15 protein-coding genes are annotated in these 14147 nt (G+C 51.3%); 4 read left to right on the forward strand and 11 right to left on the reverse strand.

Annotated features, from left to right (window positions below; translation table 11 throughout):
* Positions 1–77: 77 nt before the first annotated feature.
* From AAF564_20560 to AAF564_20575, 4 genes are all read right to left on the reverse strand, one after another.
* Positions 78–1310 (reverse strand): alpha/beta hydrolase-fold protein, encoded by a 1233-nt coding sequence (locus AAF564_20560; GenBank protein ID MEM8487955.1) that lies wholly within the window; start codon positions 1308–1310, stop codon positions 78–80.
* 69 nt (positions 1311–1379) lie between these two features.
* On the reverse strand, positions 1380–2810 hold the full coding sequence (locus AAF564_20565) for a serine hydrolase (protein ID MEM8487956.1): 1431 nt from the start codon (positions 2808–2810) through the stop codon (positions 1380–1382).
* Positions 2811–2858: 48 nt separating this feature from the next.
* On the reverse strand, positions 2859–3248 hold the full coding sequence (locus AAF564_20570) for a hotdog fold thioesterase (GenBank protein MEM8487957.1): 390 nt from the start codon (positions 3246–3248) through the stop codon (positions 2859–2861).
* Between the two features lie 50 nt (positions 3249–3298).
* On the reverse strand, positions 3299–3796 hold the full coding sequence (locus AAF564_20575; protein MEM8487958.1) for an NUDIX domain-containing protein: 498 nt from the start codon (positions 3794–3796) through the stop codon (positions 3299–3301).
* Positions 3797–3978: 182 nt separating this feature from the next.
* Here AAF564_20575 and AAF564_20580 point away from each other — a divergent pair, with 182 nt between their 5' ends.
* Both AAF564_20580 and mscL read left to right on the forward strand, forming a co-directional pair.
* Positions 3979–5295: an arylsulfatase gene (locus AAF564_20580; protein MEM8487959.1), complete on the forward strand. Its 1317-nt coding sequence runs from the start codon at positions 3979–3981 to the stop codon at positions 5293–5295.
* A gap of 111 nt (positions 5296–5406) precedes the next feature.
* A complete protein-coding gene (mscL, locus tag AAF564_20585; protein ID MEM8487960.1) occupies positions 5407–5835 on the forward strand; it encodes a large-conductance mechanosensitive channel protein MscL in 429 nt (142 codons plus the stop codon).
* Between the two features lie 77 nt (positions 5836–5912).
* On the opposite strand, the gene AAF564_20590 is transcribed toward mscL, so the two are convergent.
* The 7 genes from AAF564_20590 to AAF564_20620 form a co-directional block, all read right to left on the reverse strand.
* Complete coding sequence (locus AAF564_20590) at positions 5913–7259, reverse strand: cytochrome c peroxidase (GenBank protein ID MEM8487961.1); 1347 nt, start codon at positions 7257–7259, stop codon at positions 5913–5915.
* Positions 7260–7295: 36 nt separating this feature from the next.
* Positions 7296–7928: a fibronectin type III domain-containing protein gene (locus AAF564_20595; protein MEM8487962.1), complete on the reverse strand. Its 633-nt coding sequence runs from the start codon at positions 7926–7928 to the stop codon at positions 7296–7298.
* 188 nt (positions 7929–8116) lie between these two features.
* Positions 8117–8695: a hypothetical protein gene (locus AAF564_20600; protein MEM8487963.1), complete on the reverse strand. Its 579-nt coding sequence runs from the start codon at positions 8693–8695 to the stop codon at positions 8117–8119.
* The gene (locus AAF564_20605; protein ID MEM8487964.1) at positions 8695–9780 is read right to left on the reverse strand and encodes an OmpA family protein; all 1086 of its coding nucleotides are present in this window, start codon (positions 9778–9780) and stop codon (positions 8695–8697) included. The genes AAF564_20600 and AAF564_20605 overlap by 1 nt, the downstream gene beginning before the upstream one ends.
* A 111-nt stretch (positions 9781–9891) precedes the next feature.
* Positions 9892–10602 carry a porin family protein gene (locus AAF564_20610; GenBank protein MEM8487965.1) on the reverse strand — a complete coding sequence of 237 codons (711 nt, stop codon included), beginning with the start codon at positions 10600–10602 and terminating at the stop codon, positions 9892–9894.
* A gap of 84 nt (positions 10603–10686) precedes the next feature.
* Positions 10687–11448: a glucose 1-dehydrogenase gene (locus tag AAF564_20615; protein ID MEM8487966.1), complete on the reverse strand. Its 762-nt coding sequence runs from the start codon at positions 11446–11448 to the stop codon at positions 10687–10689.
* Between the two features lie 25 nt (positions 11449–11473).
* Positions 11474–11803, reverse strand: a complete 330-nt coding sequence (locus AAF564_20620) for an SCP2 sterol-binding domain-containing protein (protein ID MEM8487967.1) — start codon at positions 11801–11803, stop codon at positions 11474–11476.
* Between the two features lie 112 nt (positions 11804–11915).
* Here AAF564_20620 and glpK point away from each other — a divergent pair, with 112 nt between their 5' ends.
* Both glpK and AAF564_20630 read left to right on the forward strand, forming a co-directional pair.
* Entirely contained in the window at positions 11916–13409 is a 1494-nt protein-coding gene (gene glpK / locus AAF564_20625) for a glycerol kinase GlpK (GenBank protein MEM8487968.1), read from the forward strand.
* On the forward strand, positions 13391–14092 hold the full coding sequence (locus AAF564_20630; GenBank protein ID MEM8487969.1) for an MIP/aquaporin family protein: 702 nt from the start codon (positions 13391–13393) through the stop codon (positions 14090–14092). Before glpK ends, AAF564_20630 begins: the two co-directional genes overlap by 19 nt.
* Positions 14093–14147: the final 55 nt, after the last annotated feature.

Genomic DNA, 14147 nt, shown 5'->3' on the forward strand with positions numbered 1-14147 from the left:
CTGACCGAATACAAAAAAGGCGGGTCCGTTTGCGGACTCGCCTTTTTGCGTTTCAATAGATACGTAATTTTAAGCGCCTATCTTGCTACCATTAAAGAAAGCACTTGCACGCTGGTATCTGTCCTTAACGCACCCCAATACACGCCAGCTGCAACACGGGTGCCGGCTGCATCATTTGCATCCCACACCACCTCGTGCATTCCCGCTGCATGAAAGCGAGAAACCAGTCGGCGCACCTTCCGCCCTGCCATGTCATAGATCTCCAGTTCAGCCTGTGTGGGTTGTTGGATCGCGTAGTGAATTGTGGTTTCCTCAACAAAAGGATTCGGCGCAGTATAGAGTTGGTCTTCGTTTGGGATGGGATCTCTTGTCGCTGCCACCGGCTGATTTAGCTGGAAAGTCTCCCAATGGGCCACGAGCGATCTGGTCGCGTGAAAGTTTGCGAAGCTGTAATCGTGTCTGGCGCCAGGGAAGAGCACGGTACTCGGAAAAGAGTTCACAATACCACGGACTGCCATGGAATCGACCAACTGGTTGGTACGCCGCATGTTTGTAAGGCCGTCATCATCACCCGTGTGGATATGAAACCGTATAGCGCGCAAGCTGTCGAGCTTTGCAGCATCAGCAGCCAGTAGCAAATTGATGGCGTTGTGCTTGAGCATATAGCCTACGTCGCGCGGTACGCCAAACAAGGGTCCAACCAGCTCATCATACGTATTATTCAACCAAAATGGATCATTGGGACCAACTTCCGCGACAGCAGGATCTTCAAGGTTATACCACATGTGGGTACCATCGTAGCTGCCAACCGAGCTAAACAAACCGGGATTTCGAAAGGTCAGGACCAGCGCAGTATACCCTCCAAAAGAAAAGCCGTCTACCCCTCGAAAAGCTGAAGAGGTCAGTGTACGGTATTGGTTTTCTATTTCGGGAACGAGGTCTTCAACAAAGTAATCTTCAAAGCGGCCACTGCCTATACCTGTTGCCTTAGTAAGATCCGGCTGTAGCATGTTAACCATCCCGGCCACACTACCGTCATCACTGCCGGTACTGGGACCCACCAATATCATTTCGCCTATCAATCCTTGCGCAATCAACGCATCAGCCACCTCCTTTAATCCTATCCCATTCCGCTCCGGAATCCCGGTATCAAACCATTCTCTTTCATGTAGCCGAAGAAAATATACAACTGGATACAGCGCGCTCCCCTCATCATATCCTTGTGGCAAATAGATAGCATACTGTTTGGGTACGCCGAGCACATCAGAATAGAAACTGTTAACCACCACTTGGCTCGCTGATTGCGCCAACACACTGCCTGGTAACAAAAACCAAACGCAGCAGAATACCTTGAGCATGCTGTACATCGCGCAACTGATTTATTTCATGTAAACCAAAGAGCGGGTTGCCGAATATCCGTTCGCTTTTAATCGATAGAAATACAGCCCGCCGGTCCTTTCGTCCGGTTGCCAATCTATGCTATGCTTCCCCGCTGTATAATACCCATGTACAAGCGATTCAATACGCCGGCCCAAGACATCATAAACATCCAGCTCGACGTCAGCTGACGACGCGAGTTCAAATACAATCGATGTGCTGCCAAATACCGGGTTTGGATAATTCTGGTACAGGGCGAATACAGCTTCCTGTTCTATAAGGTCATCCGCACCTGTTGAAACGGGATTTGCAATGGCATCATAAAGCCTGGGCACTACAGCATATGTACTCGCTGCGTTATCCTGATTAATCAGCACACAAATGCTTACCCCCGTTTCTGGCACATAAACCAGCATGGAGATAAAACCCGGTTTCAGCCCGGTATGGCCCCACATTTCGACCCCGTCAAACTCAAATCGCATGATACTGAGTCCGTATCCCGTGAAAGCTGTGCCGTTGCTGAGGGGCGTGAATTCCAGCATTTCGCCGCGTGTATCTTCCTGCAAAACATTGCCGGCAAACAACGCCTGCGCCCAGCTTGCCATATCTGCAGCTGTGGCCGTCATCCCGCCGGCTGCCCAAGACATGGTGTAATAGGCCGCACCGGACTTGGAAGCAACATTTTCAAACTGCCCGTCGCGGTCTGCATCAGTCCAATTATCCGACAGCACCCCAACAACAGGTTCTTCGGGCGTAAAAAAGGAGTGCTGTAGCAATTGCGGATTGTAGAGCCTGCTCCGCAGGAGCGCCACCATGGATGAGTCGGTGGCGGCTTTCGCAACCATCCCCAGCAAGTGGTAATTCGAGTTGGAATAATCAAATGCGCGCCCCGGCTGCAGCACTGGGCGCATCATAAATTGGGTCAGTATTTCTTCCGGTGTCCAGTTGCGTGCAGGATCAGCCCAGAAAGCTGTCCAGAATTCGGGATTATCGGTGATGTTGTACAACCCACTGGTGTGGCCAAGGAGTTGCCGCAGGGTAATATCAAGGTTGATGTACTGATAAGGCTCCAGCCATTGATGCAGCGAATCGTCCAGGCTTAGCCGGCCCTCTTCTGCCAGCTGGAGAATGATTGCGCCTGTAAACGTCTTTGTGATACTGGCAACGGCAAAGTGGGTACTGTCCGTTACGAGATCAAGTGCGCCCTCTCCGGCAATCCCTGCAACACCTCGCCACATGCCCTGCGCTGGCACAAATACAGCTGCAGAAATGCCTTTAAGTTCCTGGCGGCTGTATTCAGACATCAACGCATTTTGCAAGCGTTCAGCCAATACAACATCAAATTGCGCATTTGACTGTGCGTAGCCCGGCAACAGATGCCCAAGGCAGAGCATCAAGGCACAAAAACTGATGGTGATGCGCTTACGTATCATGATATTAACTGAACCATCTGACAGATCTTTTACACGATACGCAGGGATTTACCTTTTCACAACAGCAAGCGTTAGCCGGCTTACGTTGACCAATTTCCCTGCTTCGTTGTGTATTTCGATATGCCACACCTGCGTAGTGCGACCAATGTGGAACGGACTGGCAGTGCCCGTTACAATCCCCTCAGAAGCTGGACGTAAGTGGTTGGAATTGATACTGAGCCCAACGCAGTATCCTGCATCTTCGGGAATACAGAAATTGCCGGCAACGCTGCCAAGTGTTTCAGCAAGCACCACAGAAGCTCCGCCGTGTAAAATGCCGAACGGCTGTTTGGTGCGATGATCGACGGGCATGGTCCCGCGCAAGAAATCTGGCCCCACTTCCGTAATTTCTATCCCAACATGTGCCGGCATGGATTTATCTTCATACGATTGCAGCATCTCCAGGGTAATGGGTCGCTTCCAGATCGTTTTCTGTTCTGTATCCAACATCAATTGATTGATTTGATTCCTCTTTTATGTAGCCAGTCTTTTACAGCGAGTCCTGTACCAAAGGGCCAGGGCTCCAGTTTCTCTGGTTGAATGCGCTTTATATCTGCAAGCTCATCACCAAGTTCAATTTCTCCGTGCGCTGCAACGTGGTATGCAACAATTAGCTGGTTGCGTTTCTGGAAATCGTATACCCCAACGAGCTCACGTATTTCACCCGTCAGTCCAAGCTCCTCTTCAACTTCTCTTAAGATGCCGGCTTCTGGCGATTCCTGCTTCTCCAGAAAACCGGTGATCAATCCATACCAGGAAGCCGGCCACGCTGCGTTTCGCCCAAGGATGATATCACCTTCGTGCTCCACTATTGCGGCCACAACAGGCAGCGGGTTGTCGTAGTGAACAAATGAACAAAGGGCATCACTACATCGGTAATATCCGTTGATCTTGGTTGTTGAGATGGGTTGTCCACAGTACGGACAAAAGCGATATTGTTTAGTCAAGTTGATTCACCATATATTCAGTCCAGTACCACCCACCTAACTTTTACCGATCAAACGGAACGGCCATGACTTTGGTTCAAGCTCCCCAGCATGCTCACGTGTACCTGCTACTTCTTTTCACGCTTTGCATGACCGCATGCGAAGCCCCTACAGCATCACCTGCGCCCCAACCCAATATTATATTGATAGTCGCAGATGACCTGGGCTATGGCGACCTTGGGGTCTATGGCCAGACCGAAATACAGACGCCAATACTTGATCAGCTTGCAGCTGACGGGATGCGGTTCACCAACTTCTATGCCGGCTCAACAGTCTGTGCCCCTTCTCGCAGCGTGTTAATGACCGGCATGCACACGGGCCGCAACCAGATCCGTGGCAACAGGGAAGTACGCCCCATGGGACAACAACCGCTGCGCGATGAGACCTTCACCATGGCGGAAGCCATGAAGGTTGCCGGTTACCGCACGGGCCTCATTGGCAAGTGGGGATTGGGCGCACCTGGCTCTGAAGGTGAACCCAACCGCCAGGGATTCGACTACTTTTTTGGCTACCTGGGCCAACGGCACGCACATAATTTTTATCCTGAGTTTCTTTTCCGAAACACCGAACGCGTACCCCTTCCAGGCAATGTACTGCCAGAGCCTAAGCGCGAAGACGGCGCCGGACAAGCCATACAGAAAACCACCTACAGCCACGACTTGTTGGCCGAAGAGGCCATCTCTTTTGTCCAGGAAGACAGTGAGCAGCCATATTTCCTCCTGCTCACCGTTACGATCCCGCACGCCAACAACGAAGCCGGTGACGAAGGCATGGAAGTACCAGACCTGGGTGCCTACGCAGACAAAGAGTGGCCGGCCCCGCAGAAAGGACTCGCCGCCATGATTTCACGCATGGACACAGACATCGGCAGGCTACTCACTGCAGTTGAGGCTACAGGTGAAACAGACAATACGCTCGTCCTATTCACTTCAGACAATGGCCCCCATGCGGAGGGTGGCAACGACCCTGATTATTTCGACTCAAATGGCGATTTGCGTGGTAAAAAGCGCGATTTGTATGAAGGAGGCATCCGGGTGCCGCTGCTGGCAAAATGGCCAGGTGTGATCTCAGCCGGCAGCACATCTGACCACATGGGTTACTTCGGCGACTTCTACACAACCTTTGCCGAAGCTGCTAATTTGGAGTTTTCCGGACAGGTCGATCCAGACACCCTGAACAGCATCAGCATGATGCCGGTACTGACTGGCAAACAAACACAGGCAACCCACCCATACCTCTACTGGGAATTCTACGAGCAGGGGTCACGACAGGCCGTACGGAAAGGCCCCTGGAAAGCAGTAAGGCAGCCGATGTTTGATGGTACACTTGAGCTTTACAACCTCGACGATGACCTGGGTGAGACAACAGATCTTGCTGCCACCAATCCAGAAATTGCAACAGAAATGGCTGCACTTATGGAAGCGGCACACGTTGAAAATCCCCAATGGCAAATTCGGTAAAATGAAGCGAATTTGTGGCTCATCATAAATTCACTTTTGTCTTTACCCTTGAAAATACTACATTTAGGGCCATAGGCCCATGTAACCTACCTCCACTTATTACATCAAGTTATGTTTAAGGAATTCAAAGAGTTTGCTGTAAAAGGCAACGTTGTCGACATGGCTGTCGGCATCATCATTGGTGCTGCCTTCGGGACGATTGTGCAGTCACTTGTCAATGATGTAATCATGCCACCAATTGGACTTGCTCTCGGAAATGTTGATTTCTCCAACCTTTTCGCTGTGCTGAAAGAAGGCACAGTTGCCGGTCCTTATGAAACACTGGCTCTTGCTAAAGAAGCCGGCGCAGTTACAATCAGCTATGGTGCATTCATCAACACCGTCATCACCTTCCTGATTGTTGCTTTCTGTGTGTTCTTGCTGGTCAAATCGATCAACAAAGCGAAAAAACAGGAAGAAGAAGCACCAGCTGCTCCACCAGAACCATCTAGCGAAGAAAAGCTGCTTACGGAGATCCGCGACTTGTTGTCCGCCCGATAGCGCAGTACTCGTTTTATATAGAAAAAGCCCGGCGATAACTCGCCGGGCTTTTTTCGTTTACGTTATTTCCTTGCTAATCAACATCCAAGGTCCGCCCTGCCCTGCGGGTCATTTACGGGTGTACAATTGCCAGAAGGCAAGCTGCTAACATCATAACGACCAAGGTCGGGGTCATAGAGTGATTGGGAAAGGAAAACCACCAAGTCATCCATTTCCTGATCCGTCAGATTGAGTGGTCTAAACCGGCTGGGCACCAGGTCGTCTGGTATCGGGATTTCCGGCATCGCGTCATTATAGTACTCTACAACTTCTCTAAGTGTACGAAACGTACCACCGTGGCCAAAAAATCTTGAATCTACCAGGTTGTAGAGTTGAGGTACTTTGAACTTGAAGTTCTCACTGGCATCTCCCAAAAACACACCACGCCCGAGGCTGCTCTCTTCGTCCACTGGACCTATCACATCAGCGCCCTCCAGATCAGGCATGCCGAGGGCGTAGAAATCCATTTGGTTTAGTGACGGCCCAGTATGACACACCTCACAAATTGCCTTGCCAAAGAAGACAACCGCGCCGCGTTTTTCTGCTGTTGACATGGCAGCCAGGTCACCTCGTAGCCATTGTTGGAACGGTGCTTTGTTGGTAAGCAAGGTGCGCTCGTAAGCAGCCAGTGCAAGGCCAACATTTTCCAGGGAAACCAGTTCGCCTGGGAAAGCCTGGTCCCAGAGCGCTGTGTACTCCGGATGGGTCATCACAAGGGTTTGCTCAATGCTATCCATGCGATGAATGGATAGCGCGGCAATTGCTCGAGACTCCAGCCCTTCATAGCCGAGCATGTTTACCCCGGCGGGTGTGCCAGCAATCCAGCGGGCTTCCGTCCCTCTGTTTGGGCCGCGAATCCCAAACTTTCCAATCCAGCCGGTTACCTCCTGATACGGACCGTTCAGAATGGAAGGTGTTTTGATGCCCTGAACGTCAACTTCCTCGTTAGTATAGGTTGCGCTTTTGGTGCGCCCTTCGCCATTGCGTCCCCAGCCTACCCCGCCATCTCCCATCGCCTGTCGTCTGCCGGCCTGAAAGCCTGCGCCAGAATGGTGGCAGGTTGCACAGGAATACGTACCACGGGCCTCCTCATGAAGTGGGTTTGAAGCCAGCGCTGTTTCGTGAAAAAGCAGCTTGCCAAGTTCAACTTTTGCTGGCGTCAGCGGATTGAGCGGGTCCTGTGGTATTGCGTCCAGGTCATCGCTATCCGGCAAGATGAAATTGGATAGTCCTCGCTGCCCGCCAATCGTGATGATATCGATGAGCTCAGTATCGAGCGCCGTATCCATCATGGGCTCCGGCTCGACTGAGGTGTCACAGCCGGATAAAATCAGGCCAACGAGCACCATGCAGGTCCCGATATACCTGGAAATACTTTGATCCATTTCGGTTTTAACTTTTTATTAAAGTAACCGAGCCTTTTATCCCAGGTCGTCTTCGATCACAAGGTGGCGCGTTGGTGACCAGCTGCTAAATCCAAGCGGATTTTGAGAGCGGACACGCCAGTAGTAGATGTACGTTGGCACGAGTCCTCTGATCAAGGCAGCGTTGCCACGCACGCCTTCAACATCTGCTGAACGACGAATAAAGTTCTCTTCGAGAGATACTTGAATGTGGTAGGTAGTGGCTCCGTCTACAGGATCCCAAATGAAGTTGATCTGGGTAGGTTGATCTAGCTCACCGTCAGCCGGCAAGGTCAGTTTCGGGATCGGCGGAATTACCGCTTCTTTCTCCGTAGCAAACTGCCAGGTTTCAGACCACTCCCCAACACCATGATCGTTGCCGGCACGGACGCGCCAGAAATAGAGTTCGCCAACTGCCAGACCTGAAAGCTGATAAGAGTCTGCAACAACGCGCTCATCATTGACTACAAAGTCGGCAAAACCGGGTCGATCACTTACCTGGACCTGATAAAAGACGGCACTTGCAGCCGAATTCCATTGCAATTCAGTAGCGTTGGCTTCGTTATCCGCGCCGTTTGAGGGGTAAATCTGGCGTGGCACTTCGGGGACAGGATCGTTAGCATTCCCGTCACACCCTAAAAAACCGAGCATGCATGCCAAAAGCATGTATTTGCTGATCTTTTGCATCGTTGGTAAACTGCGCATTTATCTAAAAGAATCTTTTACTTCTAATAACCTTGAAAGCTAGGGAATAACCACTTGTTTTTCCAGCAATTCAAGGTCATTTCTCTCGCCCCTTAAGATTCTTCAAAATAAATACTTACCTGCTCACCCGCGCCCTACTCCAGTTCTTCGCCGTATTTGTTGCGATGCAAGTCTCGCGCGCTCTCTGTCCAACCATCGCGGTCGATACGCCCTGGGAAGTAATTGATATAATCGCTTACTATTTCTTTTTCATCATCGGTAAGCATGGCAATCTGCCGGTAGGTGGTGATATCCAGTTCAGCAAGCTTGCGCTCGATAACTGGGCCAATACCATAGATTTTCTTGAGGTTGTCGCGCGTTACCGTGGTCCCGTTTGATTGCCCTAGTGTAATATCAGGCACAAGCGGGGTGTCGTCTCTCTCCTCTTCCTCAGCCGTTGAAGGAGAAAAGCGGATGTTGGCATCTTTCATGCGGGTTTCTGCATTCGCCAAACTTTGCTGACACAACTCCAATTCGCGCTGGGTTTTCAATAAGGAGTCGCTCAATACAGCAATAGAACCGGTAGGGCCATCAGCTGAACTTGCTGCGGTTGACTTGAAATCCCGGTTCATGTCTATACCAACCCATTGCCCCCACAAGAACCAACCAATTGCCAGGCCAAAGCCAAAGGCAGCCAGTATCCAAAGACCAATGTGTGTTGCTAGAAAAACCATCAGGATCCTCCTTTAAGACTAAATACAACTCTTCGGTTCGCAATTCTTCCCTGTCTGGTTGAATTGGTTGCGACGGGACGTGTAGGCCCATAACCAACAGCTGTAAGACGGGAAGCTTCTATACCCTGGGTGATCAGGTAATCACGTACGGCATCAGCACGCATTTGGCTTAATTTCATATTGAGTTCAGCCTTGCCCAGGTTGTCGGTATGGCCCTGCACCTCGATCTGCGCACCTGGTGCCTCTTTAAGAATGCCGGCAACCTGGTTCAATACTTCTTTCGACAGATCAGCAAGAAACGCGGTATTGATTTTAAACTGGATACGCGTTGTAGTCTGCAGGTCCTGAATCCGCTTTTCAAGGGCCACAAGTTTCGGGTCGCGTTGCTCTTCTACAATCTGCAGTTGCTCTTCAAGGGCTAAACTTGACGGCAATGCGCTTACCAGATCTTCAAGCACCGCTTTCTTTTGCACGGCAGCCGCCACCTCTCCTTTCAACAGAAAAGATGCCCCCGATACTGGAATCACAATTTCAGGCTTCTTCACAACAGAAATTGCACTGATGGCTTGCATCAAAGGCGCAACCCATACTTGTGCTTCACCTGGCGCAACCACAAGATGATTTTCGATTGTTTGTGCAGGGAAGGCATCGAGTACGGCAGCGACGATGCTGTTGCGCGTACTTGCATCGTGCACTTCGCCCATAAGCACCAACTCACCATCTGCACCGGCTTTCATCTGAAACCCTTTCACGATGGGCCGCGCTGGCGCACTTGCTGAGTCAGCTTTGGCAGGTGGCTCCGGTGGCTTTACAGTCAGCTGGTTGTCAACAACACGTACATCCCAAACATCAGCAACGATTTGCTCGATACGGCGTTTTGCTTCAGCTGTCTCTACGGTCCCTCGCAGCAATGCATCACGTCCGTCAAATTTGATTTGTTCTACGCTTACACCTGCAGAATCAAGGGCCATCTGCGTTTCTTGCAGCAGCACAGCCTCGATTGGTGCTTTCTTGTAGTACAGCGTTAGAACCTCTAATAACAGCAGGCCCAGCACAGCTGCAACAATAATATTCCTGTTATCCATCCTAACACTTGGTGTTCAAAACGATGATCTATTCAGGCAGCCGGCAATGGGGTAGTTATTGCACATTTATTTGTTTGACTGCCTATAGTAAATCGTCGAAAAAAACCAGCGCTACGGATCTTTTTGACCGTTAAAATTAAATTCCACGCCAACTTCAAGTTCTTTTGTTTGCCAGTTGCTATCCAACACCGTTCGGCCCGGTGATTTTTTTGCGCCGCGCAAGCCGGCATTGTACCTTGTAAACACCCTGAACTGCTGATTCACCTTAAATCCAATGCCCCCACCAAGCGATGTGTTTATTCTGTGGATGTCATCGCCAACTCCTTCATTCATGGCTGAACTGAATTCAACAGGTGTCAGGGTCTCCGATTTCTTCCGGGCAAATAGCAAAACACCAAACTCGGGTCCTCCGAGGATGTAAAGCGGTGTGTTACCAATTTCGAGCCGGAATTGCAGGGGAATCGCAAGGTAGTGCTGATTGATGCTAAACTTGCCGGTAAATGGCTCCGGGTTTGTAGTCACATCAAATTCCCAGTTAACCTTAGATGCCAGCCGGGTGTAGCGGGCACCTGTACGCAAAAAGAGTTTTTTACCCAATGGCCCCTCAATGAATGTCATCGGGAGCTCCACACGCAGCATAACACTGGGAAAAACCAGCCCACTGTTATCCCACCACGGTAACGGTGACTCGTAATCGTGGCTATGAAAGCTGGAAGAAACGCCTATCCCCCATTGCAAAGCCTGCGCGGATGCAGCCCTCGGCGTTGTAAATTCGGTACATAGAAAAGCCAGGACAAAAAACGCGGCAACATTGGTGCGCATGATCTGAAAGATTGAGAAAGTGAGAGGCGCTACCAGCGGAATCGCTTGCAGCAAAAGTAGCAACTTACAGCAAAAATTGACCCATCAAACGGACGTAATGCCGCCGTCCAGGGTCAAGGTATGTCCGATCATAAACTGGTTGTCTGCCGATGCCAGAAACAGCACAGCATTTGCAATTTCCTCAGGCGAAGCCAAACGCCCAAGGGGAATAGCTTTTTCGAGTTTTGCCCTGCGACCTGGATCATCAGCAACCATCCGGCCAACCATGGGCGTTTCAGTGAAGCCTGGGCAAATGGCATTGATGCGAATGCCTGCACGCGCATATTCATGCGCAGCGGTTTTCGTTAACCCAACAACCCCATGCTTGCTCGCTGCATAGGCAGCATGCCACGGAAAGCCCCGCAGTCCGGCAACGGAGGCCATGTTGATAATAATCCCTGATTTACGCGGCAGCATATGGGCAAGCTGATGCTTCATGCAATAGAAAACACCCGACAAATTCACTGCCAGCACCTGCGTCCAGTTGTCTTCGGGGTATTGATGCAGGGGATGCTCGAGCCCCCCTGTGCCGGCGTTGTTAAACGCGATATCAATCTGCCCCACACGAGCAATACCTTCCTGGACAGCACTGCCAACACTGTCTGAATCAGCCACATTTACGGGCACAAAGCAGTTTGGAACGCTGCGTTCTTCGAGCAATGAGGCGGTTGCGTTGCCGGCAGCTTCATCACGATCTGCGAGGATCACTGCTGCACCCGCTGCACCAAAAGCAAGCGCGGTTGCACGCCCAATACCCGATCCGCCACCGGTAATGAATACAACCTTCTTATCAAATGAAGCAGCCATGCGGGTTGGGGGCCAGGATTAGTGGTTAGTCGCGAAACATGGTTTGAAAACGGGCAGCCATATGCAGCGGGCCTTCCACCTTGAGTTTCCCCTGCATCATGAGCAGCATGGGGTTGACTTCGTGGTTGTTCAGTTTAAGCCAGTCTTCCACGGTAGCAGATACCGTAAGGACGGGCGCCTCGTGGGCGCCAGCTTCTACAACACACTCCTGGTTGTGAATCTCTACATAGAACGCCTCATCAGGCGTGCCTTCCAGATTGATCTGGATAACGGTATCAACACCGCCGGCGTTCTCCGGGATGAACCGGGATTTGTATGACGCAAGTAATTCAGAGACTGAGGTGTAGGTAGCCATCGATAATTTTATCACACATTAGCATGTAAAGGCTGAACGATCTATTTTAGCCCAGCATTAAATCCCCTAAACGGCTGACTTAGGCAAAAGATCAGAGCAACCGATATAGCGTATGAAATACATTCTCTCTTTGGACCAGGGTACTACCAGCTCACGAGCAATTTTGTTTGATCATGGCGGCAGCATTCACGCTGTTTCCCAACAAGAATTCGAACAAATATTTCCCAAACCCGGCTGGGTAGAACACAATGCAGAAGAGATTTGGGATACGCAATTGCACGTCGCTCAAGACGTCCTGAAGAAGGCTCGCGTATCTGCAACAGATATCGCCGCGATTGGCATCACCAACCAGCGTGAAACCACCGTTATATGGGATCGCCGTACGGGCAAACCCATTTTCCATGCCATTGTCTGGCAAGACCGCCGCACAGCCTCATTTTGCGACAGCTTAAAAGACCGCGGACTTGCAGGTGTATTCCAGAAGAAAACCGGACTCGTACTAGACGCTTATTTCTCGGGCACCAAAGTTCGCTGGCTACTCAACAATGTAGACGGTGCACGCGCCCTCGCAGAAGCCGGCAACCTTGCCTTCGGCACCATCGATAGCTGGCTGGTCTGGAATCTTACCGGCGGCAAAAAGCACATCACTGATGTATCGAATGCATCGCGTACGCTGCTTTACAACATTCATACAGGTGACTGGGACGACGAACTGCTGGAAATCCTCGATGTCCCACGCAACATGTTGCCTGAAGTCTGTGCCTCCAGTGAAATCTATGGCAACACAGCTGATGGCCTCTTCGACGCACCGCTGCCCGTTAGTGGCATCGCCGGCGACCAGCAAGCCGCCTTGTTCGGACAGATGTGTACGAGCGAAGGCATGGTCAAAAATACGTATGGCACCGGCTGTTTCATGCTCATGAATACCGGTGAGCAAGCGGTTGCCTCCAAAAACAATTTATTGACAACCGTTGCCTGGAAAATTAACGGCAAAACACATTACGCGCTTGAAGGCAGTATTTTCATTGCCGGCGCGGTGGTCCAGTGGTTACGCGACGGACTCAACCTTATCGACAATGCACCTGAAGTGGAAGCGTTGGCAGCCAGCGTGCCAGATAATGGGGGCGTTTACATCGTGCCTGCCTTTGCAGGACTCGGTGCTCCTCACTGGGATCAGTATGCACGTGGCACCATTGCCGGCATCACTCGTGGCACAACCCGCGCCCACTTCGCACGCGCCGCGCTCGAAGGCATTGCTTATCAGGTTGCAGATGTACTCGATGCCATGGAAGCAGACTCAGGCCTCAAGCTCGCGCAAATGCGCGTAGATGGCGGCGCTGCTGCGAACAACCTGCTCATGCAGTTTCAGGCTGATGTCATTGGCGTCCCCGTCCTGCGCCCCAAAGTGCTCGAAACTACAGCCCTGGGCGCGGCTTACCTCGCCGGCCTGGCCGTAGGCTTTTGGGCGTCGCAAGATGAAATTGCTACACAGTGGCAAATTGACCAGACCTACAAAGCCTCTATGCCCGCAGATGAGGTTGCATCGCTTAAAGCCGGCTGGCAGAAAGCGCTAGGAAGGTCCAAAGATTGGGAAGAAAGAGACTAACCCCTCACTCCCCCAACAAAATTACAGTAGCAGATACCCAGTGCGCTGTAACCAGTCCGGACTACACCACCAGTAGCCGGACTGGATATGATTGTACCACCCAATCCATCAAAAAAATGACTCCTTTTTTAGCAGAAGTGCTTGGCACGATGTTACTGATCCTTTTGGGCAACGGTGTAGTAGCCAATGTGCTGCTCAAAGACACCAAAGGGCACGGCGGCGGTTGGCTCCTCATAAACCTTGGCTGGGGCATGGCTGTGTTTACAGCGGTACTCTCTGTAGCAGCGTATAGCGGCGCGCACCTGAATCCGGCTGTTACAGTCGGACTTGCGTTTGCAGGCGGCTTCCCGTGGTCTGATGTTGCCATGTATATTGGCGCACAGATGCTCGGCGCAGCTATCGGCGCTTTTCTCGTCTGGCTTATGTACAAGGACCACTACGACATTACGGAAGATGAAGGCGCGATTCTTGGCACCTTTGCTACGGGCCCACAGATCAGAAATCCGCTGAGTAACCTGATCTCAGAGATTCTGGGTACGTTTGTCCTCGTTTTTGCAGTCCTTTACATGGTTGGCCGCGATGGCGGCGCCATCGCACTTGACGCCCTGCCAGTTGGGCTGGTTGTTGTCGCTATTGGTATTAGCCTCGGGGCGCTAGATACGTGTACAGTGATCGCAGCGTAGTAGCATACCCAGGTAGCAGTAGCAGGTATTCTGGGAAATGGGATGGCCCTGAACC

The sequence above is a fragment of the Bacteroidota bacterium genome (genome assembly GCA_039111535.1).
Lineage (GTDB): Bacteria > Bacteroidota > Rhodothermia > Rhodothermales > JAHQVL01 > JBCCIM01.

What these genes read in the sequence shown, in the direction of transcription:
- AAF564_20620 (MEM8487967.1), bottom strand. Translation starts at nt 11,803, where the DNA reads ATGGCTACCTACACCTCAGTCTCTGAATTACTTGCGTCATACAAATCC.
- AAF564_20595 (MEM8487962.1), bottom strand. Translation starts at nt 7,928, where the DNA reads ATGCTCGGTTTTTTAGGGTGTGACGGGAATGCTAACGATCCTGTCCCC.
- AAF564_20600 (MEM8487963.1), bottom strand. Translation starts at nt 8,695, where the DNA reads ATGGTTTTTCTAGCAACACACATTGGTCTTTGGATACTGGCTGCCTTT.
- glpK (MEM8487968.1), top strand. Translation starts at nt 11,916, where the DNA reads ATGAAATACATTCTCTCTTTGGACCAGGGTACTACCAGCTCACGAGCA.
- AAF564_20610 (MEM8487965.1), bottom strand. Translation starts at nt 10,602, where the DNA reads ATGCGCACCAATGTTGCCGCGTTTTTTGTCCTGGCTTTTCTATGTACC.
- AAF564_20615 (MEM8487966.1), bottom strand. Translation starts at nt 11,448, where the DNA reads ATGGCTGCTTCATTTGATAAGAAGGTTGTATTCATTACCGGTGGCGGA.
- mscL (MEM8487960.1), top strand. Translation starts at nt 5,407, where the DNA reads ATGTTTAAGGAATTCAAAGAGTTTGCTGTAAAAGGCAACGTTGTCGAC.
- AAF564_20605 (MEM8487964.1), bottom strand. Translation starts at nt 9,780, where the DNA reads ATGGATAACAGGAATATTATTGTTGCAGCTGTGCTGGGCCTGCTGTTA.
- AAF564_20570 (MEM8487957.1), bottom strand. Translation starts at nt 3,248, where the DNA reads ATGCTGCAATCGTATGAAGATAAATCCATGCCGGCACATGTTGGGATA.
- AAF564_20590 (MEM8487961.1), bottom strand. Translation starts at nt 7,259, where the DNA reads ATGGATCAAAGTATTTCCAGGTATATCGGGACCTGCATGGTGCTCGTT.
- AAF564_20565 (MEM8487956.1), bottom strand. Translation starts at nt 2,810, where the DNA reads ATGATACGTAAGCGCATCACCATCAGTTTTTGTGCCTTGATGCTCTGC.